The following is a 21852-nucleotide window of genomic DNA, read 5'->3' on the forward strand; positions in this document are numbered from 1 at the left end:
CCTCCGGGTACCCATTCATTCTATGTAAGGAAGAGGATCATGACACAGGCAACCGCACGTCACATTCTGGTAGACAGCGAAGCAAAGTGTGAAGAGCTGAAGAGCGCTATTGAAGGCGGTCAGGATTTCGCAGAGGTCGCGAAGCAACATTCGTCTTGCCCCTCTGGCCGTAACGGCGGCGACCTGGGTTCGTTTGGCCCGGGGCAGATGGTTCCGGAATTCGACAAGGTCGTGTTCAGTGGCGAGGTTAATAAGGTTCTCGGTCCGGTGAAAACCCAGTTTGGTTATCACCTGCTGGAAGTGACCAGCCGCGACTAAGGCTGTTACACAGCGGCCTGCTGGCTGGTTCCTGACCACTCGGGAACCAGCCTTCAACCGTGCCCTGTGCTACGCCGGCTTTACTCTTCTGGTGAAAGGAATCGCGACATCTGCTTGCCAATGGATTCAACCGGGTCGGTAATTGCCTGCTGAATACTCTGGGTAACCGATTGCGAGAACGCAGACCCCGGCCCACTTTCCAGAAAATCCATATACAACCCCATTTCCTGGTCGCTGATTTTCTCATAGGTGTACAGATAGCTGTTATACACCTGCTGCTCAACCACGCCGCGAATCTGGCCCCGCTGACTTTCGATTTTCTGCCTGAGTGTATCGTAATTTTCCGAATCACTGCTGAACGCCGCCATGGCCGTTGCCAGGCCCAGTTGCACAGCAATGCTGGTATCCACAGCGCTCTCTGTGGCGCGGGCTGCACGATCAAACCTCTGGAACATCCGCGCGCGCTCTGAGCCTTTGTACTGTTTGTTCAGTTCCGGTGCCCGGGACTGAACCTCCTTCCAGACTGCCGGGTCCGAAGCCGCAATTTCAGCAGCGGAAATCTTCTGTGCCACAGGCGTCTGATACCAGCTCTCTACCGCCTCAAGCTGTTTATCTGAAAGATCCTCATCCAGCTTGTTTACAACCTGCTGCTCTATCCTGGCTGCACTGAAACTGTTATTCACGACAAACCCGATGGTGTCTGCAACCATGGGAGGTATTTGCTGCCTGCGCGTCAGCCCTTCGCGGATACCCTCGCTCATCATGTCGGGGTAACGTTTAACAATATCGTCTATGGGTGATGCACTCAGCGCCTGCTGAGCACTGGACGCAGCCACAACCGGGCCAGCGAATAACAGCCCGACGACTAAAACAGGTTTAACTAGGGTGCCAAGCTTCATTTTACTATCATCCTGTGTGGTGGATGCAGCGTTTATGACACGCCAGCCCACCCCTGAGCAAGTAATCCATGGGGTCCGGAGATGACAGTTTGGTAGGGAAATTCTGGAAACCGGCGCGCCAGAGCAACAGCAAGCGCAAGATCCGGCGTAACCGATGGCGTTCCCGCATGAAGTGGTACGGGCTGCCGGTCCTGGGCGTGGTCATCGGAACCTGGGCCACACTGCGTTTCAGCCTGCTTGCGCCGGACCCGCCGGTTAATCCGGACGATTTGTGCGATATCTTCCGGGAACATACCGCCTGGTATGACTACGCCTATGCCTCTCAGGAGCGCTGGGGAACACCCATTGCCACCCAGATGGCGTTTGTTTATTACGAGTCTTCGTTCCGGAGCCATGCCCGGCCACCGCGAACGCAACTGTGGGGGGTTATCCCCTGGTCACGCCCCACGACAGCGTACGGCTACGCGCAGGCTCTGGACCCTGCCTGGCGGGAGTATCTGGAAGCCAACGGTGATGGTTTATTTACCGTTCGCACGGATATGGAGTATGCACTGGATTTTGTTGGCTGGTATAACCATCTCACTCACCGTCAACTTGGTATTCCTTACCATAGCCCACGCCGGCTCTACCTGGCGTATCACGAAGGCCGTGCCGGCTATGCGCGCAAAACGTTTGCCCGCAAGCCGGCGGTGACAGCTTTGGCGGTACGTGTCCGGAACCGGGCCTTCCGTTACGACAACCAGCTCAAAACCTGTGAACAGGAATTTCAGTGCTGGCGCTGGTATCAGTTCTGGCCGGTGTGCCGCTGAACGCTGGCGAGGCGGCGTTCAGCTGGCCGGATTAAATTCGATGATGGGTGCCTGACTGCGCAGCCGCTCTACCAGAAACTCCATCACAATACGCACTCTTGCCATTTGCTGTGTGTCCTGGCTTACATGCAGCCACAGGTCAACACTTTCACCCTCAAGCGGGTCTGACAGCCGGCGCAGCTCTTTTGTGCCCTCTCCCAGAAAACACGGCAATACTGCAAGGCCGGCCCCGGAGCAAGCCAGTGCATGCATTGCATGCAAACTGTTACAGCGGATGTACGAAGTAATATTCTTCAGCTGCTTACGATACCAGCGCCCGGTTGCCAGGTGGCTGAATGTGTCGTCCGGTATAATCCAGAGGCAGTCCTCCGGATGGTTTTCGATGTCCATATTACGGTTACGCCGGCAGTACCCGGCTGAGCCATACACTGCCGATTCAATGGCGGCGATGCGCTCCCCTTCCAGCGTGGCCTGAGGCTTATTCTCCGGACGCAACGTGAGGTCTGCCTCCCGGTGCGAAAGGTTGGTAACGTCATTGTCGGTGAGCACCTCCAGTTCGATATCAGGAAACTCCCGCACCAGTTCAGCCAGAATCGGCCCCAGCAGCTCGCTCATCATTGTGTCTTCTACCGCCAGGCGCACTTTACCCACTGGCGCTGAGTCCTGCCCAACCAGCCTGCGCTCAAGGTCTTCCATCTCTCCCGACAGTTTCTCTGCATTACGGAAGGCGGTCTCCCCTACCGGAGTCAGTTGCAACCCGTCCCGGTTACGCTCAAAAAACTGTACCCCCAGAGTCTCTTCCATCTGGTCCAGCCGTCGTAAAACCGTGGTTTGATGCACCCCCAGTATTTCCCCGGCTTTTGCGAGGGTTCCACCTATTGCCAAAGCGTGTATATATCGAAGATAATCCCAGTCCATAGCCACTGCACATTTGCAACATGAGTACGGATTTTAACGTATTCACACTGCAAAAAAATACCCTTATAGTTAATGTAAATTTCGATAGATCCAAACAGTCACTCACAAATAGCAACTCACCAGAAAAGGAGGAAGTCGCTATGGCTCAAAAGCATATCGCAACCGTTCATCCGCTACCGTCCAGTGTCCTCCACAATGGTGGGGAAATGAGAAGCCAGCATACGCGTGCCGCCGCAAAGATGGCAGTACAGTTCCTGAGCCGCAAGCTGCGCTCATTTAATCGCAAGACTGTAGCAGTTACAGAAATGGCCCAGGTTCAGGGCGGCCACTGATACTCCTCAGGGCTATGTAAAGAGCTGCGCAATAAAGTGCAGCTCCCGCTACCGGCTCACCCCCCACCATTCAAAGCAGTTCCTGCTAAAACGCTGAATGACAGCCCGTGTGCAATCAGACAAGCTGAGTTAAACTGACCCTCTGTTGCCGAACAAGTCTATTTTGTTCAATGCTATGAGGAGTCGCGATGAAATCTGTTGCCACGCTTATTCTGGCCTGCCTGTTCCTACTGACGGGCTGTCAGTCGTTAACCGATACCAAGACAGCGAGCAGCCCGGGCAGCCAGACTCTGCCTGCAAGCACAGACGCATCTGACCGCAACTCTGTTCTCCTAAGCGCCCGGCATTGCCTGAGCGAATACCTCAGCGATCAGGGTAAGACGCACTACGGCCCCTGCCTCAAAATAATCAGTATTGATGGTAACGCACCCCGGGTCAGGGATGATGGCTTTATCGAAATACCCGCGGCAACATCCACCACCCTCAAAACCAGCTGTGTCTATCGCCATGCGGATGGCTCACCCATTCCGGCAACAATGGAAACCACGGATTTTCAGATCACTCCGGGCACCTTTACCAAACCGGGGCAGCGTTGGTATCTGCATGCGCACAAGCAGGCAAGACAGGTTGTCGGTTGTGAACCTACACTGTCACGGTCAAAAAGCCCAACTCGGGCAACGGACTGAAATGCCTGCAACGGACGCCATTAAACGTATAAGGGCCTACCGCTCATGACAACCGACGTCAGCATCGTCTGGCTTGGCGCACTGGCAAGTCTTTTAGCGGGCCTTGCAACCGGCATCGGCGCCCTGGCCGTCTTTTTCATCAGAGATCTGTCAGACCGGCTGCAGGATTGTATGCTGGCAGGTGCTGCAGGCGTGATGCTGGCAGCCTCGTTCTTTTCTCTACTGCTTCCGGGGCTGGAGTACGGCGAGACTCTTCTGGGCGCAACCTGGGCCGCTGCACTATTAGTGATCTTTGGCGTCCTCTCGGGTGCCGGCGCTCTGTACTATATCCACCAGAGGCTGCCCCATGAGCACTTCAACCTGGGTCCGGAAGGCCCGGATGCCTCCCATATTCGTCGTATATGGCTTTTTATTATTGCCATTACCCTGCACAACTTCCCCGAAGGCATGGCGGTAGGCGTGGGCTTTGCCGGAGGGGACGTGCGTAACGGTTTTGTTCTGGCCATGGGGATTGGCATTCAGAATATACCCGAAGGCCTTGCCGTTGCCCTCTCACTGATTGCAATTCAATACTCCCGCGCCAAGGCCTTTGCAATCGCTTTGCTTACCGGCCTGGCTGAACCCATTGGCGGTGTGTTCGGGGCTGCCCTGGTTTGGCTGGCGGAGCCGGTTATGCCCTGGACCCTGGGCTTTGCGGCTGGTGCCATGTTGTTTATTATCAGTAATGAAATTATCCCCGAAACCCACCGGAGCCGTGACAAAACCATGGCAACCTTCGCACTGCTGGTGGGCTTTGTGGTGATGATGTTCCTGGATGCCACCCTTGGCTGACCTTTCCGCCAGGGCGTCTACAAATGCCTGAGATATTGCAGTCCCGAAAGCTGATCCATCTGCCCCCGGATCCAGAACGCCCGATCCCGGACATACGGTGATGGCGCTGCTGCATTCAATACTTTCGGATTAGGCAATACGGCTGCAAGCCGGGCCGAGTGTTCAGCAGACAGCTGCCGCGCAGAAGCGCCAAAATAAGCTCGGCTTGCCGCCTCGACACCATAAATCCCCGGGCCGAACTCCGCGATATTCAAATAAACCTCCAGAATGCGGCGCTTTGACCAAAGCCCGTCGAGCGCCAGCGCCAATCCGGCCTCCAGAGTTTTACGAAGAAAACTGCGCCCGTTCCAGAGAAACAGGTTTTTGGCGGTTTGTTGGGTAATAGTGCTTGCGCCTCTCAGCCCTTCCCCCGCCTGATATTCAATTAATGCCTGGCGGATGGCTGCAAAATCAACGCCCCAGTGATCCGGAAATCGCTGATCTTCACTGGCCACCACTGCCAGCGGCATCCAGGGGGAGATGTCTTCGTAATCAACCCATTGCTGATGCACTTCTGTTTGAGGGTTGGCCATGCGATAGCCAAGGATAAATGCCGAAGTGGGAGGATTTACATACCGGAAAAGCAACAGCAAAGACGCAATGAACAGCACCACGGCCAAAAACGCCCAGACCATCCACCGGACAATGCGTCTTGCGATCGATTTACGAGCCATAAGTGCTTTACTTCAGTCCGGGCTGGCTGGTCGCAGCATCGCCTGTGCGCACCACAGACGTCCCGATTACCCGGAGACTGTGCCTGCGGCAGACAACGTGAAGAGGCGTTTTGCCGGCTTCATCACCATCGACGGCGACCGTTTTAGGTCGGGATGTGAGGATGTCGCAACGCTCACCCTTCAAATGTACCAGCGTGCTGGTGCGTTTGGGTGAATTTCCAGTGAGCTGAACAAGAAAAAAGGTAAAAAGTAACTGGAGCAGAGGGCGCGGTTTCACGGCGATCACATGCAGTAGCCCATCATTCGCTGTCGCCTGGGGTATTTCATTTCCGCCACCAAAAAACGCGCCGTTAGAGACGGCAACCGATAACCAACGACCACTCACAAACGCCTGGTCACAGCGTATTTTTGCGCGGAACCCACGTCTGGCATTTACCCGGCGCAGCGCCTGCACGCCGTAACTAAACCGCCCGAGCAGCTTCTTGGCAGCCCCACTGGATTCTTTGGCGGGAAGGGCCCCCAGGCCAATGTGAGCAACGTTCAGGAACATCCCCTCACCAAATTCAGCCACATCAACGTCCTGAGCAACGTTATCCCGAATCAGCTCACACAGAGCGGATGGGTCTTCGGGCAATGCCAGGTTGCGGGCAAAATCGTTGGCAGTACCGGACGGCAAAACCGCCAGTGTGGCATTACGCTCAAGGCATATGCCGGCTCCGGTATTCACCGAACCGTCCCCGCCGGCGACCATCACAATATCACCCGGAGCGACGCGATGCTTCCAGCTCTGATCCAGAAGATCGCATCGCTCAGGCTCCGTAATACCGGCTTCAGCCAGGTACTTTAGCCATTGCTCCCCGTTCTTCTGCCCATTACCGGCGTAAGGATTGGCAACCAACCAATAAGCCATAGGTTTCTATGTGGCTCCCGGACTTATGAGGTAAGGATTGATTGCAGTTTAAGGGTCAGCTCCACAGCCTCGCTACCCAAAGGTGTAAGGTAGCCGCCATCATCCCGGGTTATCAGGCCTTTGGCGAAAAGACGTTCTGCCGCCTGAACTGTCTCCTTTGGCGCATCGCCCTGGTGCACTTTGATTCCCGCCTGGCCCGATGAAGATTCAAACTGGGACAGAAGATTGAGTTCTGCAATATGTTCTGAAGAAATTGTCATGGTGCGCCCTTATATGGTCCTGATGATCAAATGCTTTCGGATTCCTTTCGCTGTTCAAGGCTCAGGCCTTTTTCGGTTTCATTCCATTGCTCGGAAAATGCTTCATAGGCCTCAGAGAAGCTTTTTTTCGCCCGCTCCCAGGCAGATGCGGAACTGGCCTTCAGCTCGTTGTACCATTTCTGCACCCGCTCACGCTGCTCCTGTAACGATGCCAGACTTTCTTGTGAGCGCTCTCGCGCGGTTTCACTCATATCATCCCAGTTTTCTGCAAGCTCTCTCTCAAGCTCTTCTATGCGCTCATCAAGTGCGGACAGAGTCCGGTTAATCGCATCTTCGGCCTGGCGTTTCTGGTCTGCCCCATAGTCCTGCAGTGTCTCGCCAAGCTCACGGGTTTCCTCTTTAAGCTCTTCCACATCGGAATCCTGTGATTCGGCATACACTGGTCCGGCAAGCGCACAGGAGGCTGCAAAGACCAGAGTTCCAATAACGTTTCTAAAAACCATACCGTGCTCCGGGGTTGTCATTTGAGGATAGCAGCAACATAACCATAACAGGATCCCGGCCGGAACCTTACCTTATAAAACTGTAATTTATTTGTGCATCCACGGTGCCTGTGCCACTTTAATAATGAAACCAAACAAGGAGGAGTAACCATGCTTTACTGGGCTGTCATCTGTCTCATTATCGCTATTATTGCCGGGATCCTTGGTTTTGGCGGGGTTGCAGGCACAGCAGCAGGCATTGCCAAAGTGTTGTTCTTTATCTTTCTGGTGCTGCTGGTCATCTCCCTTATCGCCAATGCGGTTCGCGGGAAAGGGCCTAAGATCTGACGTGTTTGTGGCCCGGGTGTACTACAGAGCCCGGGCCTCTCTCTGCCCGCAACAGTAATTCAGTACACACCTCATTTTGCTCGACAAAGTCATGGAATCACTGCGCTCCCTGCTATAACATCTCTCCGCACGGTTATTGATTGCGCCCTCCACGAGCAGCTCTAATGGTACATCTCCGCCACATAGCATTCCCCATCCTTACAGCGTTAATCTGGCACTGCACACCGGTTTCTGCCGACAGCATCAAGCGCATTGAGCACCCGGACGGTCGGGTTGAATTTACCAACGTAAGCAGTAACAACCCCGGAAGAGCGTCCACTAAAAACGAAACGGTTTTCCGGTATAAAGACGATAACGGCATTGTCGCCTACAGTGAAACACGGCCTTCAGTCACAGACTTCGACGTTATCAGCTTCCACTGCTATGCCTGCGATCCGGATTCAACCGTTAACTGGCGCACGACGCCTCTGTTTTCCGACCGTTACGAGACAGAAATCAAAGCAGCCGCCCATGAGCATGACGTAGACCCGGCCCTGGTGCGCGCGGTGATCCACGCGGAGTCTGCCTATAATGAAAAAGCACTGTCCCCGGTAGGGGCACAAGGGTTAATGCAGTTGATGCCGGAAACAGCTCTGGAGGTTGGCGTTCAGAACGCCATGGTCGCGGCGGACAACATTCGGGGAGGGGTTACGTATCTGGCAAAAATGCTGGAGCGCTTCGAAGGTGATACCCGGCTCGCAACCGCAGCCTACAACGCAGGTCCCGGTACCGTAAGCCGCTACAAAGGCGTTCCGCCGTATGCGGAAACCAGAGCCTACGTGGAACGGGTAAACATTCTTCGCGAGCGTTACGCCAGTAACTGACCGCTCCCCCGCAACCGCGTAGAGCGCTGCAGGGGAGTGGGTCATACAGTTACTTTATTCAGAGGCGGCAATCAGACTGGCGTTACCACCCGCCGCGGTTGTATCCACACACAGGTGGCGCTCAACCACAAAGCGCTGATCCAGCGCATGTTCGGTAATCAGGGGCAGAAGCGCTCCATCACGTTTTGCCAGAGCCAATCGGTACTCCCGCAAAACGGACTGCTCAGCACAGCTCACAACCCCATGAAAACCGCGGGCATCAGCCAGCGCATCCGCCTCCAGGTGTCCGTTTGTTCCGGCTATTGGCAGCCCGGCGCGGGCAGCCTGGTTCACGGTATCCTGAACATCCGGGGCGATAACCACTGCCTTGTTACCCTGCGATAACGCCATAGCCGCCTGGGCCAGTGCGGTTTCCTTGTCCGGCCCAAGGCATAACACAACACCCCGTGCATGATTCGACAGGCAGTTAAGCTCTCCAGTGGGCCCTGGCAGCTCCTCAGAACCGGCGTCCAGAGGCTCAGGCACCTGCGAAAATACAGACTCCATGGCTTTCACCCTGGCCTCCGGAGCCGGGGACTCCAGCTTGCTCAGGCTCCCGATCAGCTTCTCCAGTCTGGTTCCGTCAATCGCCTTACCTTCGGTTGGCGCAGTGCGGGTAACCGTCTCACCTTTCAGGAAACGACGCACATATTGCGGGCCGCCTGCCTTTGGCCCGGTTCCGGACAGCCCTTCACCGCCAAACGGCTGGGAGCCGACAATGGCTCCGATCTGATTACGGTTAACGTAAGTGTTGCCGACTTTGATGCGACTGGAAATGCGCTCAATGCGGTGATCAACCCGGCTGTGGATACCAAACGTCAGGCCATAGCCTTTGGCGTTAACTGAATCAACAACCTTGTCGATATCACTGGCTTCAAATGTCGCCACATGCAGCACCGGCCCGAAGATTTCTTCGTCCATTTCCTCAATACCGCTGACCTTCAGTACCGCAGGCGAGACATACAGTCCTTTATCCGGCACGGGAACCTTTTTAAGCAGGCGGCCTTCACGCTCAAATTTGTCGCAATGGTCGACAATCTTCTTGCGGGCGGCCTCGTCAATCACCGGGCCGACGTCTGTGGAAAGCGCCCAGGGATCGCCAATACCCAACTCTTCCATAGCCCCGTAGAGCATTTCCAGCAGGTTATCGGCGATGTCCTTCTGCACGTATAGCATGCGCAGTGCGGAACAACGCTGCCCCGCGCTCTGGAAGGACGAGGCCAGCACATCGCGAACCACCTGCTCCGGCAACGCTGTTGAATCCACAATCATGGCGTTCAGCCCCCCGGTTTCTGCTACCAGTGGTGCATCGGGTGCGAGATTTTCCGCCATTACTTTATTGATTCGCTGGGCGGTTGCCGTCGAACCGGTAAAGCAAACGCCGGCGATACGGGAGTCTGAGGTAAGGGCAGAACCTACTTTGGCCCCGGTCCCGGGCAGCAGTTGAATCGCATCCCTGGGGACTCCGGCTTCGTGCATCAGCTCAACTGCACGCACCGCAATCAGCGACGACTGCTCTGCCGGCTTAGCCACAACCACGTTACCCGCGGCCAGGTTTGCGGCTATCTGTCCGGTAAAAATGGCCAGCGGAAAGTTCCAGGGAGAAATACAGCAAATAACACCACGGGCCTCGCCATTGTCCTGGTTGCGCAAGCCTTCACTGGCATAAAACTGGGTAAAGTCTACCGCCTCCCGAATCTCGCCAACGGTATCCAGCAAAGATTTGCCCGCTTCCCGGGCTGTCAGTGCAAAGAGCTCGTCGGCGTTTTCTTCCAGAAGATCCCCTATCCTGCGCACACAGGCGGCACGATCTTCAGCCGACATAGTGGACCAACTGGAGAACCCTTCTTGTGCGGCCGTAATGGCAGCATCCACATCCGCTTCATTCGCCTGGGTTACCTCGCCCACCACATCGTCAGGGTTAGCCGGGTTTATAACTTTCACAACCTCGGTACCGGCGGTCTCCGCTGCAATCAACGGGCCGCCTTTCCAGTAGTGGTCGATATACGCTCCACGCCCTTCATCAATGCGCGCTACCGTAACCGGGTCGGTAATATCCCAGCCTTTCGAATTACGGCGCCCGGCACCGAAAAGGTTCTCTGGCCGCACAATTACCTGGCTGGAAACCTTCTCACCCAGCTCCTGAACCAGTTCAATCGGGTCCCTGGCAATTTCTTCAGGGGTAATGCTGGTATCCACTATCTGGTTCACAAACGAACTGTTGGCCCCATTCTCAAGCAAACGGCGTACAAGGTACGCGAGCAGATCACTGTGCTTGCCCACGGGGGCATAGATTCTGCAGGGCACGCCACTCTCTTTGAGGACCTGGTCATGCAAGGACTCCCCCATTCCATGCAGACGCTGAAACTCGTAGGTTTTCAGTCCGGCAGCCTTGGTCATTTCAAGAATGGCCGAGACAGAGTGCGCATTATGAGTCGCGAACTGGGGATAAATACGATCACTCATCCCCACCAGCTTCTTCGCACAGGAAAGAAACGCGACGTCACTGCAGGCCTTGCGGGTGAATACAGGGAAGTCGGTCAGCCCCATAACCTGGGCACGTTTGATCTCGGCATCCCAGTAAGCGCCTTTTACCAGGCGGACCATAATGTGACGATCAAGCTTTTCAGAAAGAGCGTACAGCCAGTCGAGCGTGTGTGCGGCGCGCCGGCCAAAGGCCTGTACAACAACGCCGAACCCATCCCAGCCGGCCAGTGCCGGGTCTGTCATTATGGCTTCGATCACATCCAGGGAGAGGTCAAGCCGATCCTGCTCCTCTGCGTCTATATTAAACCCCATGTTCGCGGCTGCAGCTTTTTTAGCCAGCTCCAGAGCCCGGGGCAGCAACTCGGTCATTACCCGCTCTTTCTGACCGTATTCGTAGCGCGCCAGCAGTGCGGAGAGTTTGACGGAAATACCTGGGTTTGTGCGCACATCTCCCTTGCAGTTCTGAGCAATACTATCGATCGCATTGGAGTAGGATTCATAGTAGCGACGAGCGTCCGCATCCGTTCGGGCGGCTTCACCAAGCATGTCGTAGGAGTAGGTGTAGCCTTTTGCCATGTAGGATCTGGCTTCCTTCTGGGCTTCTTCAATATCACGCCCCAGAACAAACTGGCGCCCCATTTCTTTCATGGCCTGACCCGCAACTGTACGAACCACCGGCTCACCCATGCGTTTGACGAGCTTGCGCAAGGTATCACCGACCGTTTGACGCTCAGAGTCTTTCAGTAAGTTGCTGGTCATCAGCAGGGCGATGGTTGTGGAGTTGATAAACGACGAGGATGCTTTGCCTACGTGCGCACTCCAGTTACCCGAGGTAATCTTGTCTTCAATCAGCGCATGGATTGTGGTGTTATCCGGCACGCGTAGTAGCGCCTCTGCCAGACACATGAGCGCAACGCCCTCTTTGGTTGTGAGGCCGTATTCCGCCAGAAACTTCTCCATGATCGTGGGCTTGGCATTGGAACGAACGCTTTGCACCAGTTCAGCAGCCCGGGCCGAAATTGCGTCGCGATCTTCCCGGGACAATTGAGCATCAGCAATCATCTCGTGAATCACTTTGTGCTCATCTACAAGATAATAATCGCGGATCGCCTGCCGGCTCTGATCAAGCTGGGGAGTCACTGACTGCTGTGAACTCATAATTGTACCCTCTCAGTTATATGTCTTTCCCGCATTCTACCGTTAACAGCAAAGACTATTTCACCATAAGATCGAAATAGACAAGCTTTCCGACTTTATTGACGAACTTCATCGCGCTATTTTCCTGCCGTGCTGTATAATTAAGGACAAAACACCTTATGCACCAGAAAAGGCCGTGCCGGAGTCTCTGCTGTACCTGATAGTAGCTACCTACAGCATAGCGCCCATGTCCGGAGTTTGCCCAGATGTGGCGGTTTTACGTTAACCAGAGGATTGAGAGTACCATGAGTGAACTGGACCGCATCGACCACTCCATTATCCGGGAGTTGCAGAAAAACGCGCGAATCACGATCACTGACCTTGCGTCCCGCGTTGGCCTGTCCAAAACACCCTGTCAGGTGCGTATGCGCCGGCTTGAGGAGCAGGGGTTTATCAGTGGCTATACGGTGTTGGTCAACCAGACAAAGCTGGGTCAGAACCACATTGCCTTCGCCCAGGTCACGCTGAGCGATACCAGCAGTGAGGCCTTACAGGCGTTCAACGAAGCGGTTAAACAGATTTCAGCTATTGAGCAATGCCACATGATTGCGGCGAACTTTGATTACCTGATGAAAGTTCGTACGCGCAACATGGCAGAATATCGGCAGGTACTGGGGGAGCAGATTTCCGCCCTGCCCCATGTATTACAAACCAGTACCTTTGTGGTTATGGAAAACGTTAAAGATACTGGTTTATAGGAAGGTGCAGTCGCTTCAGACCCGGCTCAGAAACTTCCGTTCCTCAACGTTGATCCGGATGCGGTCACCTGTGGAAATATGCTCCGGAACCTGAACAACCAGCCCGGTGGCCATGCGTGCAGGCTTGGTGCGCGCAGTGGCGGACCCACCCTTCACTGATGGGTCGGTGTCCTCAATGTCCAGTTCGACTGTAGGCGGCAGCGCCAGCGCAACCGGGGATTCGTCAACCAGGATAACCATAACACCCTGAGTATCTTCGCTGATAAACAGTAACTCATCGGCAATGGCTTCACGGTTCAGGCTGTACTGGGAAAAGTCTTCACTGTCCATGAACACATATTCCTCACCATCCGAGTAGGAAAATGTCGCCGGGCGGCGCACCAGGTCGGCCAGGTTCAGTACATCTGTGTCCTTGAACGTTTCATCAATCTTATGTCCGGTGACAACGTCGTACATGCGCATGCGGTACAGACTGCCACCGGCACGGCCCTGCGGGACCGAACGTTCGATATCCTTCACAAAATACACACTTCCCTGGTATTCAACAGCAGAGTTCTTCTTGATTTCACTGGCTCTAGGCATCTAGTAACGCTCCAAAACAATACCAAAACGCATCCACGCCGGGCGCTTCCCGGGCGCGGATATTTCAGGAGCGCCCTGCAAGGCGGCGCTCAACCCATGAATGATACAATCTGGCAAGGGCTGGCCGGATCAGGGGTAAGGATATCAGCCAGGCCAGTGGCTTCAGCACCAGTACCCGGGACATCAGCAGTATGTAGGCATCCATCTCACTATGAATTTCGCCCCGAGCATCCTTAACGTGCAATTCCCGGAGTGCTTTATCCGGGGCCACGCCCTGCCGGCGCAACTCCTCGTCCCTGCCAGTGATATCCAGCCACTCCACAGACTCGCCGGTTTTCCCGGCCAGTTTCTCGTACCAGCGACGGTCCCGGATACATACCGGGCAGGATCCATCATAATAAACAATCAGTTTTCCGGCCGTCATACTCATATCAGCCCTCCTGTAAACAGAAAGCCACAGGAGTACTGTACCACAGAGCGCGACTCTCAGCCGGCAGGCTCTGCCCGCTCTGCTACGGGTTCAGTTCCATCCCCGGATTCACTCCGGGCAACAATGGCGGTTCCTACCAGATCCCCGGTCACATTAAGCCCGGTTGCACCCATGCCAACCAGCGCATCAATGGACACCAGTAAAGCGACGGTTTCTATCGGTAACCCCACCTGGGCAAAAACCGTAGCGATCATGACGATGCCTGCACCTGGAACGCCTGCGGTACCAATCGACGTGAGTGTGCCCAGAAGCACAATTTCTGCCATGGTCACCAGATCCAGAGGTATGCCAACCACATTGGCTGCAAACACAGCCGAAATTGCAATACGAATCGCGGCACCATCCATGTTGATGGTGGCTCCCAGAGGCAGACTAAAACCGTATACACGCTTGGGCACACCCATGCGCCGGGCCGCATCCAGGGTCAGCGGCAGGGTGCCGGAACTGCTCTGGGTTGCAAAGGCGGTTGCCATCGGCGTGCGCGCCTCACGGAAAAACGCCCGTAACGGAACGCCGAAAAATCGCATCAATCCACAATAGACGACCAGGTGCACCGCCAGTGCAATGTATAACACCAGTACCATATCGCCCAGTGACAGGATGGTCGCCATACCTTGCTCACCCGCTGTCTTGGCCACAATAGCGAAGACCCCCACTGGCACGTACTGCAGGACGCCAGCCATCACTTTCAGGGTAACCTCGTTCAGGGCCTCGACTACCTTGTAAAGGCTCTCACCCAGCTCTGCGTGATCCTCAGACTCACGCAGCTTCAGCAAGGCGATACCAAAGACAATTGCTATAAAAATAATGCCCAGCAGGTTCAGCTCGGTGAAAGCTGTAAAGATATTCTCCGGCACAATACTCAGCAGCACACTCATAAAGCCCGGATTGTCCGGCACCTTTACTTCGGCGTTCTCATCCAGTGCCATTCCACTGCCTGGTTCGAGCAGACTCGCTACCACCAACCCGACAACAATGGCCAGAGCGGAGGTGATAACGTAATAGCCAAACAGCTTACGCCCGACCCGCCCCATGCTGCCGATGTTTGCCTGATTGATACCGACCATCAGGGTAAAGAGCACAATGGGCACGATAAGAAATCTGAGCAGACGCAGAAGCAAGTCACCGAAAGGGGCCAGCCAGTCGGCCGCTGTCTGGCCGCCAATCATGCCGACGGCAATCCCCAGTACCAGCGCAATGCTGACGCGCAAAATCAGCGAGGCGTTCAGATAGCTATGAAAAAGCGCCCTCATCAGACCGCCTCCAGTAAAATAAGTGTGCACAGTCGCATGGTTAGAGTTCCTGATTCTGAATGGCGGTGATTGTGGTGGATATTGCCGGGGAGGTAAACCGCTGGTCTGGTCCTGAGATTAAAGAAATTACTCAGGTTCGCTGCTGTTTTGCAATCGTGCGTGCGGTCCGTTCCAGCGTCAGAGCAATGCGCTCAAACATACCCTTTACGGTGACAGTCTGTAAGCTCGGCTCCCCCGCGGCATGAATTGCGGCCAGAAGCTCCGCACTTACCTCTCTGAACCGGGAATTCATATCGCCGCGTGAGCTCAGTAAATACGTATCGGCAAGCACTTGCTGCCACTGGGCCAGTATGCGGTCTACCTCGGCATTGCGATGGTTTTTGATGCGACGCCGCAGTCGGATAGACATATGGCCTATGTTGAGGCCGGTAAAGCCAAGGTCCGTCATATGCCGGTGGCCTGTATCCGAGCTCTGGTCATAGTTTGCAAGCCGTAACAAACGCTCTCCCATGCGCCCGTTGAACCAGTTCTCGGGCCGGTGCTGGTAATCAATGCTGACAAGGTCGCGGGCCGTTGCTCTCAGTAAGCGACGCTGCATGAACTCGCCGTCCAGGGGGGTAATCAGCTTGAATACCCAATAAAGGATACTGATACCCACAAACAGCCCCAGCGCATTTCCGGTCGCCAACCCCATATTGAACGTCATGTGATTACCCGGCTGAACAATCAGCGTAAACGGGATACAAAAGCCCAGGCCGTAGGGCAAAGTCGACCGGTCTGAAAGCGCCAACAGCCCCAGGAAATAAGGGCCGGCCAGAACCAGCACCAGAAGCTCAAAGTCGCCACTGCTGCGGGACAGAAGCCCTAACCCGAAAAACAGCGCGACCGGAACAGCCACAATCACGCCAACCAGCAATCGACGCAGAATACGTGTCAGTACTGCCAGGGAGAAACGGGCAAACATCACCGAATACACCACGGGCATAATCATCATCATGATGGCGGCTGTGCTGCCAGTACTTAGCCAGATGGCTCCGCCGATCATGAACACAACCGCGGTTCGAAAACCATTGACCGCTCCGACCAATGGATCACGATAGGTTTTCAGTCTGGAGGCTCGCAGCAGTGTCTGATCACGGTTCTCCAGCGCATTGTAAGCCCGTAGTACCATAACCAGATCTGCCACCAGCTCCACCGCCGTCTGGGTGAGGCGGATCACAATCGCCGACTCCCCCACATAAGCGGCTTTATGCTCAAGCAGTGCGCGCCTCAGTGCCTGGGCCTGACGATAGGATTGTTCGTAACTGTCAGCTTCAGCAATGCGGATAAAGTGCGCCCGCATATCCGCAATTAACTGACTGAGCGCCGGTGAAACAAGGTGCGGATGGTTTCTCGGGAAGCGCCCCATTATCTGGGTAACCGCCAGCAGCGACATTACCTTGTTGCAGAGCAGATGAGCTGCCCGGCTTCGCCCGGCTCCTTCCGGCCCTTCGTAGGCCACGGCACTGGAGTCATCATTCAGCACAACCAGAATCTCCAGAATCTGGTCCGCATGCTGGTGGCGCTGCTCATGGGTACTGTCCGGATCCAGCTCCAGTGACAGATACTCCATTGTTTTGTTAATCACATCACGAGAGTGCCTGCGCAGACTCGCTTTTACCGTTACCGGCCACAGTAGCCGACTGACCAGCATGGCACAGAGCGCACCTACGGTTATTTCGCTGATGCGGGATTGCGCAATGTCGAACACTGCACGACTGTCCACCATGGTAGCCTCTGCCATAACCAGAAGCACAACCAGGGCAGCTGTCATGCCCGACATTGCAAAGGCGTAGATAAAATTGGCGTTATGCACCAGAGAAGAAGCTGCTGAGTTAAGGCCAATCCAGAGTGTCAGACAGGCCAGTGCCAGCACAGGATAGGGCATAAACAGAGCGAGTATCAGAATACCTACGGCGCCACCCGCAACTGATCCCAGGATCTGGCACAGGGCTTTTTCAATCACCAGCCCGCTTTCGGGGCGAATCTGTAAAAAAACGGCGGAGACCAGCGCCCAGTATGGCCGATCAAGTTGCAGGTACATGGAGGCAAACAAGGCCAACGCCATGGACACTACCCCTTTCAGGGCAAATATCACCGCGGACCTGTTCGGCATCAAAAGCTGAGCCAGCAGCGGATGGAGCTTCATAAACGCAACTCCGCTAATCGGATTCCGGCTCTGTTTCCAGGTATATGGAAACTGTCATTCCCGCGCTGATATTGACATCTTCAGGAACCGGATCGAGCGCAATATCAACCGGAATACGCTGGGCAAGGCGGACCCAGTTAAAAGCCTGCTGTACCTCTGGAAGCATCTGGCTGTCACTGCGGGTATTCGGGTCGGCAATGCCGCGAGCAATACTGACAACCTCTCCGGTCAGCTTTTCACCTCCGGAGAGCAGGGTAACCCGGGCTTTCTGGCCTACCCGCACTTTTTGTAGCTTGGTTTCTTCAAAGTACCCGGTCACATAAAAGGAATCGCTTTTGATTAACGATACAATCGGAGTTCCCCGGGAGGCGTAGTTACCTTGTCGCAGGGTAAGGTTACTGACAATGCCGCTTTTCGGTGCCAGCACCCTGGTGCGCTCCAGGTCGATTCTGGCGGTCTCAAGTTTCGCTCGTGCGAGCCGGTAACTGGCCCTGGCCGAATCGGCCTGAATGCGGAAAGCTTCCAGACTTTCCTCGCTGATAGACTGACGCTCAGCCATGCGTTGCCGGCGCTCATACTGGTGCCGGGCAAGGTCCCACTCAGCCTGTGCCTGGGCAACACGGGCCTCCTGCTCCGCCAGCTCTGCCTTGTAGCGGGTGTCATCAATCGTGAACAACGGGTCGCCAGCACTGACCGTCTGGTTATTTATAACACTGAGCTGTGTCACCCAGCCGGACACATCCGGTGCAATCGTAATCACATCCGCGCGAACCCGGCCGTCCCGTGTCCAGGGCGAGTACAAATAGCGATCCCATACCCAGGTGCCCGCAAGCACCGCAGCCGCCACAATCACTAAGGTCAGTCCAATACGCAGCATTTTTCCCATAAAAGCCCTTTAGTCCCCGAACAGATAAACAATGGCAGCCAGATAGCAGACAAACACAGCCACATCGAACCAGGCCTCTCTCCAGATGTAACGGCGCAGATTGAGGTGATGCATAATCAGTCGCGTTGCTGCCGTAAGGATGAAAGCCAAGGGCACCAGCACCACAAAGGGGCTGAACAACATTCCACCAATACTCATCTCGTGAAGCATGTCATCCTTATTATCATGGTTTTACGCCAATTAATCATTGCTGCGAAAGTGTTTGATCATAGGTGCCGCTTGAATATTTAGCCAATCTGCATGTGCTAGAGTGGTCATTGTGTTTACGTAGCGAGTTTAAAAAAACATGTCGCCCGGAATTGTATTTGCAGCCTTCGCCACCGTCTTGATCGCAACGGCCGTGTTCTACCTGTTCTTCTACCGCACCTGGCGGCGTACGCGCGAGCTAAAACACCCCTTTCCGAAGATCTGGAGAAAGCACCTCCAGTCAACCGTCCCCCTGTATAGCCGACTGCCGGTGCAGCTCCAGCAAACGCTGGAAGGACAGGTTCAGCTGTTCGTCTCCGAGAAGAACTTCTACGGATGTGATGGGTTTAAGGTGACTGATCGTGTTCGGATCGCCATAGCAGGACACGCTTGCCTGCTGATTCTCAAGAGATCGTACACGGATTTCGACGACATTCGCAGTATTCTTGTGTACCCGGATGTCTACCGGGTGCAGGCATCGGAGCGGGATGGCATGGTTGTTGGTGTCAGCGATCAGGTTCGCGCAGGTGAAGCGTCAACTTTGGGGCAGGTGGTACTGGCCTGGTCAGAATGTGAAAGCGGGGCAATAAACCCCAAGAGCACGCACAACGTGATCCTCCACGAGTTTGCCCATCAACTTGATTACCTGGACGGAACCGCAGACGGCGCACCGCCACTGAGCGGAGAACAAGCCAAAGAGTGGCAGCAGACCATGACCATTGCCTACGATGACCTTCGGCATTCTTTGAGGCACCACCGCAAAAGCTGGCTCGACCCTTACGGTGCCACAAAGCCTGCTGAGTTCTTTGCGGTGCTAACGGAAACCTTTTACCAGCAACCACTGCACCTGAAAGAACAACAGCCGGCGGTGTATGATTTGCTTAGCGACTTCTACAGAATAGACCCTGGTGAATTAGCCCGGAGCTAACTCACCAAACATGCCTTTTAAGACGTAAGGCCCAGGCTCTGCGAATCCTTCTCTATGCTGCGATCCAGCAGCTCAAGGTACCCGGCTTTGGCTTTCAGCTTGGTCTGGGCGTGTGCTTTCAGGCTCAGCTTACGGAAACCTTGAGCCAACTCATTCGCACGACTCAGAAGTTGCTCTGGTGCAACCACTTCATCCAGGTAACCAGCTGTCACAGCGCCTTCGGGATTATAAATCTCAGCATTGATGACCGAGCGATAGAAATGCGCAGGTGCCAGCCGGTGCCGCGCGATTTCTATGCCCGCATGGTGCATGGTCATTCCGATAGCCACTTCATTAAGGCCCAACTTGAAGCTACCCTCAACACCTACCCGGTAATCCACAGACAGCATAATAAACGCACCTTTGGCAATCGCGTGACCACTGCATGCGCCAATGACCGGGAATGGAAAGGCTGCCAGGCGACGGGCAAATGTTGAGCCTGTGGCCACCAGGGCTGCGGCTTCCTTTATGCCTTTTTGCATCTCTTTAAGATCGTAACCGCCAGAAAAAATTCCCGGCTGACCTGTCAGAATAACGACGGCCTTGTCCTGCTCAGCCTGGTCAAGCGCCTTGTTCAGCGCCTCAAACACTTCGTGGCTAAGAGCGTTTGCTTTACCGTTATTAATCTCAATGGTCGCGACACCATCGTTCAGCGTGTAGTTTACTAAATCGGTCACCGGCGTTTCCTCTTGATGGAGATAAATCTGATTTCGTTGAACTTTGCCAGCTTATGCCCTCCGCCACAAATTATTCTTCCGGGCAGCCTGAGTTGATGAGCTCCTGCCGCAACGCTCAGAAAAAGAAATACCGAATCATTTGCACCACGATCAACGCTGCCATCAGCGGGAAAATAAACCGTGTGAGATTGCCATAATTACGCGCCTCGCCTTTCGGTGCGTATTTTTCCACCAGAGGCAGAACAACAACCAGAGCCAGGAATAACACAGCGAGAACAATCAGTAATGTTTTCATCCGGCAACTCCTTGAGTACAGGCGTCAGGCACATCCGACACCCTCCCGAAAACTTATCCCGGGAATCTGTGGATAACTTTGTGAAAAGGCGCGGGACAAGCCAACCCAGGCCAGTTAAGTCAGGGGTTGGACAAACATGGCCGCTAACTGACCAGTTCAGTTACTGATCAGATGTCCTTTGTTGCATCGCCAGGCGGTATGGTCGCTCCAGTGCTGCGCGCACATCGCCAATGGAGAATACTCTTGCGAATTCTGCGAAACGCTGACCCTCAAACCACAGATGTATCACCGGTAAAGAAAAAACTCCGCGCGCTGCGCACACAGACACTGATGCCTGGCAGTCGACATACGCCATGACCAGCTCGGGAAACTCGGCTCGTACCAGTTGCTCCAGCTGTGGCTTAACAGCCTGACAGACACCGCAACTCTCACCACCATATAGCACAAGAGCTGCGGGGCTGGTGCTGATCAGCTCTGTAAGCGCCTCTTCGCTGTTAACAACCCTCATGGCTCACCTCACAGCACTTTATATTGAACAACAATGCCAGCTAGAAGCTGGACAGCTCCGCCTGCAGATCTTTTTTCAGTTCGTCCGCTTCGGTTATCCACAAGGTTTGATCCGCGCCGGGAAACACCCCTACCTGCAACCCGTCCTTCGACAGGCCTGGCACCCACTTTCTGAAGAAGTCCGGCAGCGAGAGGCTTTTCGGGGTCAGGTCGTCTGAACCCTTGGCGTACTCAACGGCAAACTCCGAGCTGGGCCAGACTGGCAAGTGTGCCAATCCGTCGTCGTCCGACACAATTGAGAGAAAGCGGTTCTCTGAATTGATCAGTATCCAGACCTCCCGATCTTCCAGCACCTGGCTCAAAAAATAGTCATACCTTTCTTCGCCACTCATTTCGAGTACGCTGGTTAACTGCTCATTACTCATAATCGGAGTCTCTGTTTATTAAATTGAGCCAATAAAGAGCCGCTTAACGCGGCGTAGGCGGGCGCAAGGTGCGCCTATGGTATTGATGACAACTCACGCAGGTACTGAAATCAAGCCCCTGATGATATTCATCTTCCTCGACGAGCGTTGCGTGGCAGAGCATACAATGATCTATTGGCATGGCGCTGACAAAGTTATCGCCGGCACGAACGTGCCCGTTATGACAATCCAGACATCCATCCGGACGAATGTGCCAGGGAAAATCACGGCGACCCACGATGTCCAGATACGCTGTAGAATGTGCGCGGCGCTCACCGAGCACTTTTTCATGGCAGTCCCGGCAACCAGAATTCAACACTGTCTGACTGCTATTGATGCCACCATGACATTCGGCGCATTCAAGATTGGCATGACCTGGAGAAAGTGGTGCCGGGTTCGCTGTAGGCTGCCACTTACCAATCATCAACAGAAGCGCCCCGAAAAACAGGGCCAGCAACACAGTACAAAGCAGAATACGTCTGGTCGACATTATCAGACACGCCAGAT

The 21852-nt window shown here is 54.7% G+C and carries 27 protein-coding genes; 9 read left to right on the plus strand and 18 right to left on the minus strand.

The window, feature by feature from the left end; genetic code table 11:
* Positions 1-39: 39 nt before the first annotated feature.
* Positions 40-318 (plus strand): peptidylprolyl isomerase, encoded by a 279-nt coding sequence (locus tag FFI95_RS14000; protein ID WP_144823536.1) that lies wholly within the window; start codon positions 40-42, stop codon positions 316-318.
* Positions 319-398: 80 nt separating this feature from the next.
* Here FFI95_RS14000 and FFI95_RS14005 read toward each other — a convergent pair whose 3' ends face one another.
* Positions 399-1217 (minus strand): DUF2059 domain-containing protein, encoded by an 819-nt coding sequence (locus FFI95_RS14005; protein ID WP_144823538.1) that lies wholly within the window; start codon positions 1215-1217, stop codon positions 399-401.
* Between the two features lie 89 nt (positions 1218-1306).
* Here FFI95_RS14005 and FFI95_RS14010 point away from each other — a divergent pair, with 89 nt between their 5' ends.
* Positions 1307-2026 (plus strand): transglycosylase SLT domain-containing protein, encoded by a 720-nt coding sequence (locus tag FFI95_RS14010; RefSeq protein WP_484177366.1) that lies wholly within the window; start codon positions 1307-1309, stop codon positions 2024-2026.
* An 18-nt stretch (positions 2027-2044) separates the two neighbouring features.
* Here FFI95_RS14010 and FFI95_RS14015 read toward each other — a convergent pair whose 3' ends face one another.
* A complete protein-coding gene (locus tag FFI95_RS14015) occupies positions 2045-2944 on the minus strand; it encodes a LysR family transcriptional regulator (RefSeq protein WP_144823539.1) in 900 nt (299 codons plus the stop codon).
* Positions 2945-3084: 140 nt separating this feature from the next.
* On the opposite strand from FFI95_RS14015, the gene FFI95_RS14020 reads away from it, so the two are divergent.
* The 3 genes from FFI95_RS14020 (at position 3085) to FFI95_RS14030 (ending at position 4793) form a co-directional block, all read left to right on the plus strand.
* Positions 3085-3276 (plus strand): hypothetical protein, encoded by a 192-nt coding sequence (locus FFI95_RS14020; RefSeq protein ID WP_144823541.1) that lies wholly within the window; start codon positions 3085-3087, stop codon positions 3274-3276.
* A gap of 188 nt (positions 3277-3464) precedes the next feature.
* Positions 3465-3962, plus strand: a complete 498-nt coding sequence (locus tag FFI95_RS14025) for a hypothetical protein (RefSeq protein WP_144823543.1) — start codon at positions 3465-3467, stop codon at positions 3960-3962.
* A 45-nt stretch (positions 3963-4007) separates the two neighbouring features.
* On the plus strand, positions 4008-4793 hold the full coding sequence (locus FFI95_RS14030; protein ID WP_144823544.1) for a ZIP family metal transporter: 786 nt from the start codon (positions 4008-4010) through the stop codon (positions 4791-4793).
* Positions 4794-4810: 17 nt separating this feature from the next.
* Here FFI95_RS14030 and mtgA read toward each other — a convergent pair whose 3' ends face one another.
* From mtgA to FFI95_RS14050, 4 genes are read right to left on the minus strand one after another with little or no spacing between them, the layout of a single operon-like run.
* Positions 4811-5506, minus strand: coding sequence for a monofunctional biosynthetic peptidoglycan transglycosylase (mtgA, locus tag FFI95_RS14035; protein ID WP_144823546.1), 696 nt, complete (start codon positions 5504-5506; stop codon positions 4811-4813).
* Between the two features lie 7 nt (positions 5507-5513).
* On the minus strand, positions 5514-6416 hold the full coding sequence (locus tag FFI95_RS14040) for a diacylglycerol/lipid kinase family protein (protein ID WP_144823548.1): 903 nt from the start codon (positions 6414-6416) through the stop codon (positions 5514-5516).
* A gap of 23 nt (positions 6417-6439) precedes the next feature.
* Positions 6440-6676 carry a TIGR02647 family protein gene (locus tag FFI95_RS14045; RefSeq protein ID WP_144823549.1) on the minus strand — a complete coding sequence of 79 codons (237 nt, stop codon included), beginning with the start codon at positions 6674-6676 and terminating at the stop codon, positions 6440-6442.
* A gap of 26 nt (positions 6677-6702) precedes the next feature.
* A complete protein-coding gene (locus FFI95_RS14050) occupies positions 6703-7179 on the minus strand; it encodes a hypothetical protein (protein WP_144823551.1) in 477 nt (158 codons plus the stop codon).
* A 150-nt stretch (positions 7180-7329) separates the two neighbouring features.
* Here FFI95_RS14050 and FFI95_RS14055 point away from each other — a divergent pair, with 150 nt between their 5' ends.
* Positions 7330-7506, plus strand: a complete 177-nt coding sequence (locus FFI95_RS14055) for a DUF1328 domain-containing protein (RefSeq protein WP_144823553.1) — start codon at positions 7330-7332, stop codon at positions 7504-7506.
* 164 nt (positions 7507-7670) lie between these two features.
* Entirely contained in the window at positions 7671-8369 is a 699-nt protein-coding gene (locus FFI95_RS14060; RefSeq protein ID WP_144823554.1) for a lytic transglycosylase domain-containing protein, read from the plus strand.
* A 54-nt stretch (positions 8370-8423) separates the two neighbouring features.
* On the opposite strand, the gene putA is transcribed toward FFI95_RS14060, so the two are convergent.
* A complete protein-coding gene (gene putA / locus FFI95_RS14065) occupies positions 8424-12053 on the minus strand; it encodes a bifunctional proline dehydrogenase/L-glutamate gamma-semialdehyde dehydrogenase PutA (protein WP_144823556.1) in 3630 nt (1209 codons plus the stop codon).
* 284 nt (positions 12054-12337) lie between these two features.
* On the opposite strand from putA, the gene FFI95_RS14070 reads away from it, so the two are divergent.
* Positions 12338-12790, plus strand: a complete 453-nt coding sequence (locus FFI95_RS14070; protein WP_144823558.1) for a winged helix-turn-helix transcriptional regulator — start codon at positions 12338-12340, stop codon at positions 12788-12790.
* A gap of 15 nt (positions 12791-12805) precedes the next feature.
* Here the strand turns inward: FFI95_RS14070 and efpL are convergent, their stop codons facing one another.
* The 6 genes from efpL to FFI95_RS14100 form a co-directional block, all read right to left on the minus strand.
* The gene (gene efpL, locus FFI95_RS14075; RefSeq protein ID WP_144823560.1) at positions 12806-13372 is read right to left on the minus strand and encodes an elongation factor P-like protein EfpL; all 567 of its coding nucleotides are present in this window, start codon (positions 13370-13372) and stop codon (positions 12806-12808) included.
* Between the two features lie 64 nt (positions 13373-13436).
* A complete protein-coding gene (locus FFI95_RS14080; RefSeq protein WP_144823562.1) occupies positions 13437-13802 on the minus strand; it encodes a thiol-disulfide oxidoreductase DCC family protein in 366 nt (121 codons plus the stop codon).
* A gap of 56 nt (positions 13803-13858) precedes the next feature.
* A complete protein-coding gene (locus FFI95_RS14085; RefSeq protein ID WP_144823564.1) occupies positions 13859-15115 on the minus strand; it encodes a dicarboxylate/amino acid:cation symporter in 1257 nt (418 codons plus the stop codon).
* A 130-nt stretch (positions 15116-15245) separates the two neighbouring features.
* On the minus strand, positions 15246-17303 hold the full coding sequence (locus FFI95_RS14090) for an FUSC family protein (RefSeq protein WP_144823565.1): 2058 nt from the start codon (positions 17301-17303) through the stop codon (positions 15246-15248).
* A 13-nt stretch (positions 17304-17316) separates the two neighbouring features.
* Positions 17317-18189, minus strand: coding sequence for an efflux RND transporter periplasmic adaptor subunit (locus FFI95_RS14095; RefSeq protein WP_144823567.1), 873 nt, complete (start codon positions 18187-18189; stop codon positions 17317-17319).
* Positions 18190-18198: 9 nt separating this feature from the next.
* On the minus strand, positions 18199-18399 hold the full coding sequence (locus FFI95_RS14100) for a DUF1656 domain-containing protein (RefSeq protein WP_144823569.1): 201 nt from the start codon (positions 18397-18399) through the stop codon (positions 18199-18201).
* A gap of 136 nt (positions 18400-18535) precedes the next feature.
* On the opposite strand from FFI95_RS14100, the gene FFI95_RS14105 reads away from it, so the two are divergent.
* Positions 18536-19363, plus strand: coding sequence for a M90 family metallopeptidase (locus tag FFI95_RS14105; RefSeq protein ID WP_144823571.1), 828 nt, complete (start codon positions 18536-18538; stop codon positions 19361-19363).
* A gap of 17 nt (positions 19364-19380) precedes the next feature.
* On the opposite strand, the gene FFI95_RS14110 is transcribed toward FFI95_RS14105, so the two are convergent.
* The 5 genes from FFI95_RS14110 to FFI95_RS15605 all read right to left on the minus strand — a co-directional run bounded on the left by FFI95_RS14110 (position 19381) and on the right by FFI95_RS15605 (position 21835).
* Positions 19381-20079 (minus strand): crotonase/enoyl-CoA hydratase family protein, encoded by a 699-nt coding sequence (locus tag FFI95_RS14110; protein WP_144823573.1) that lies wholly within the window; start codon positions 20077-20079, stop codon positions 19381-19383.
* A 115-nt stretch (positions 20080-20194) separates the two neighbouring features.
* Positions 20195-20374 carry a hypothetical protein gene (locus FFI95_RS14115; RefSeq protein ID WP_144823574.1) on the minus strand — a complete coding sequence of 60 codons (180 nt, stop codon included), beginning with the start codon at positions 20372-20374 and terminating at the stop codon, positions 20195-20197.
* A 160-nt stretch (positions 20375-20534) separates the two neighbouring features.
* On the minus strand, positions 20535-20882 hold the full coding sequence (locus FFI95_RS14120; protein ID WP_144823576.1) for a thioredoxin family protein: 348 nt from the start codon (positions 20880-20882) through the stop codon (positions 20535-20537).
* A gap of 40 nt (positions 20883-20922) precedes the next feature.
* Positions 20923-21306 carry a DUF2750 domain-containing protein gene (locus FFI95_RS14125; protein ID WP_144823578.1) on the minus strand — a complete coding sequence of 128 codons (384 nt, stop codon included), beginning with the start codon at positions 21304-21306 and terminating at the stop codon, positions 20923-20925.
* Between the two features lie 43 nt (positions 21307-21349).
* On the minus strand, positions 21350-21835 hold the full coding sequence (locus tag FFI95_RS15605; RefSeq protein WP_144823579.1) for a cytochrome c3 family protein: 486 nt from the start codon (positions 21833-21835) through the stop codon (positions 21350-21352).
* Between the last annotated feature and the right edge of the window lie 17 nt (positions 21836-21852).

The sequence above is a fragment of the Marinobacter piscis genome (assembly GCF_007671655.1).
GTDB classification, from domain to species: Bacteria; Pseudomonadota; Gammaproteobacteria; order Pseudomonadales; family Oleiphilaceae; genus Marinobacter; species Marinobacter piscensis.

Bases quoted from the DNA above. Each gene is read 5' to 3' on its own strand.
- FFI95_RS14000 (WP_144823536.1), top strand. From the start codon at position 40: ATGACACAGGCAACCGCACGTCACATTCTGGTAGACAGCGAAGCAAAG.
- FFI95_RS14005 (WP_144823538.1), bottom strand. From the start codon at position 1,217: ATGAAGCTTGGCACCCTAGTTAAACCTGTTTTAGTCGTCGGGCTGTTA.
- FFI95_RS14015 (WP_144823539.1), bottom strand. From the start codon at position 2,944: ATGGACTGGGATTATCTTCGATATATACACGCTTTGGCAATAGGTGGA.
- FFI95_RS14020 (WP_144823541.1), top strand. From the start codon at position 3,085: ATGGCTCAAAAGCATATCGCAACCGTTCATCCGCTACCGTCCAGTGTC.
- FFI95_RS14025 (WP_144823543.1), top strand. From the start codon at position 3,465: ATGAAATCTGTTGCCACGCTTATTCTGGCCTGCCTGTTCCTACTGACG.
- FFI95_RS14030 (WP_144823544.1), top strand. From the start codon at position 4,008: ATGACAACCGACGTCAGCATCGTCTGGCTTGGCGCACTGGCAAGTCTT.
- mtgA (WP_144823546.1), bottom strand. From the start codon at position 5,506: ATGGCTCGTAAATCGATCGCAAGACGCATTGTCCGGTGGATGGTCTGG.
- FFI95_RS14040 (WP_144823548.1), bottom strand. From the start codon at position 6,416: ATGGCTTATTGGTTGGTTGCCAATCCTTACGCCGGTAATGGGCAGAAG.
- FFI95_RS14045 (WP_144823549.1), bottom strand. From the start codon at position 6,676: ATGACAATTTCTTCAGAACATATTGCAGAACTCAATCTTCTGTCCCAG.
- FFI95_RS14050 (WP_144823551.1), bottom strand. From the start codon at position 7,179: ATGGTTTTTAGAAACGTTATTGGAACTCTGGTCTTTGCAGCCTCCTGT.
- FFI95_RS14055 (WP_144823553.1), top strand. From the start codon at position 7,330: ATGCTTTACTGGGCTGTCATCTGTCTCATTATCGCTATTATTGCCGGG.
- FFI95_RS14060 (WP_144823554.1), top strand. From the start codon at position 7,671: ATGGTACATCTCCGCCACATAGCATTCCCCATCCTTACAGCGTTAATC.
- putA (WP_144823556.1), bottom strand. From the start codon at position 12,053: ATGAGTTCACAGCAGTCAGTGACTCCCCAGCTTGATCAGAGCCGGCAG.
- FFI95_RS14070 (WP_144823558.1), top strand. From the start codon at position 12,338: ATGAGTGAACTGGACCGCATCGACCACTCCATTATCCGGGAGTTGCAG.
- efpL (WP_144823560.1), bottom strand. From the start codon at position 13,372: ATGCCTAGAGCCAGTGAAATCAAGAAGAACTCTGCTGTTGAATACCAG.
- FFI95_RS14080 (WP_144823562.1), bottom strand. From the start codon at position 13,802: ATGAGTATGACGGCCGGAAAACTGATTGTTTATTATGATGGATCCTGC.
- FFI95_RS14085 (WP_144823564.1), bottom strand. From the start codon at position 15,115: ATGAGGGCGCTTTTTCATAGCTATCTGAACGCCTCGCTGATTTTGCGC.
- FFI95_RS14090 (WP_144823565.1), bottom strand. From the start codon at position 17,303: ATGAAGCTCCATCCGCTGCTGGCTCAGCTTTTGATGCCGAACAGGTCC.
- FFI95_RS14095 (WP_144823567.1), bottom strand. From the start codon at position 18,189: ATGGGAAAAATGCTGCGTATTGGACTGACCTTAGTGATTGTGGCGGCT.
- FFI95_RS14100 (WP_144823569.1), bottom strand. From the start codon at position 18,399: ATGCTTCACGAGATGAGTATTGGTGGAATGTTGTTCAGCCCCTTTGTG.
- FFI95_RS14105 (WP_144823571.1), top strand. From the start codon at position 18,536: ATGTCGCCCGGAATTGTATTTGCAGCCTTCGCCACCGTCTTGATCGCA.
- FFI95_RS14115 (WP_144823574.1), bottom strand. From the start codon at position 20,374: ATGAAAACATTACTGATTGTTCTCGCTGTGTTATTCCTGGCTCTGGTT.
- FFI95_RS14120 (WP_144823576.1), bottom strand. From the start codon at position 20,882: ATGAGGGTTGTTAACAGCGAAGAGGCGCTTACAGAGCTGATCAGCACC.
- FFI95_RS14125 (WP_144823578.1), bottom strand. From the start codon at position 21,306: ATGAGTAATGAGCAGTTAACCAGCGTACTCGAAATGAGTGGCGAAGAA.
- FFI95_RS15605 (WP_144823579.1), bottom strand. From the start codon at position 21,835: ATGTCGACCAGACGTATTCTGCTTTGTACTGTGTTGCTGGCCCTGTTT.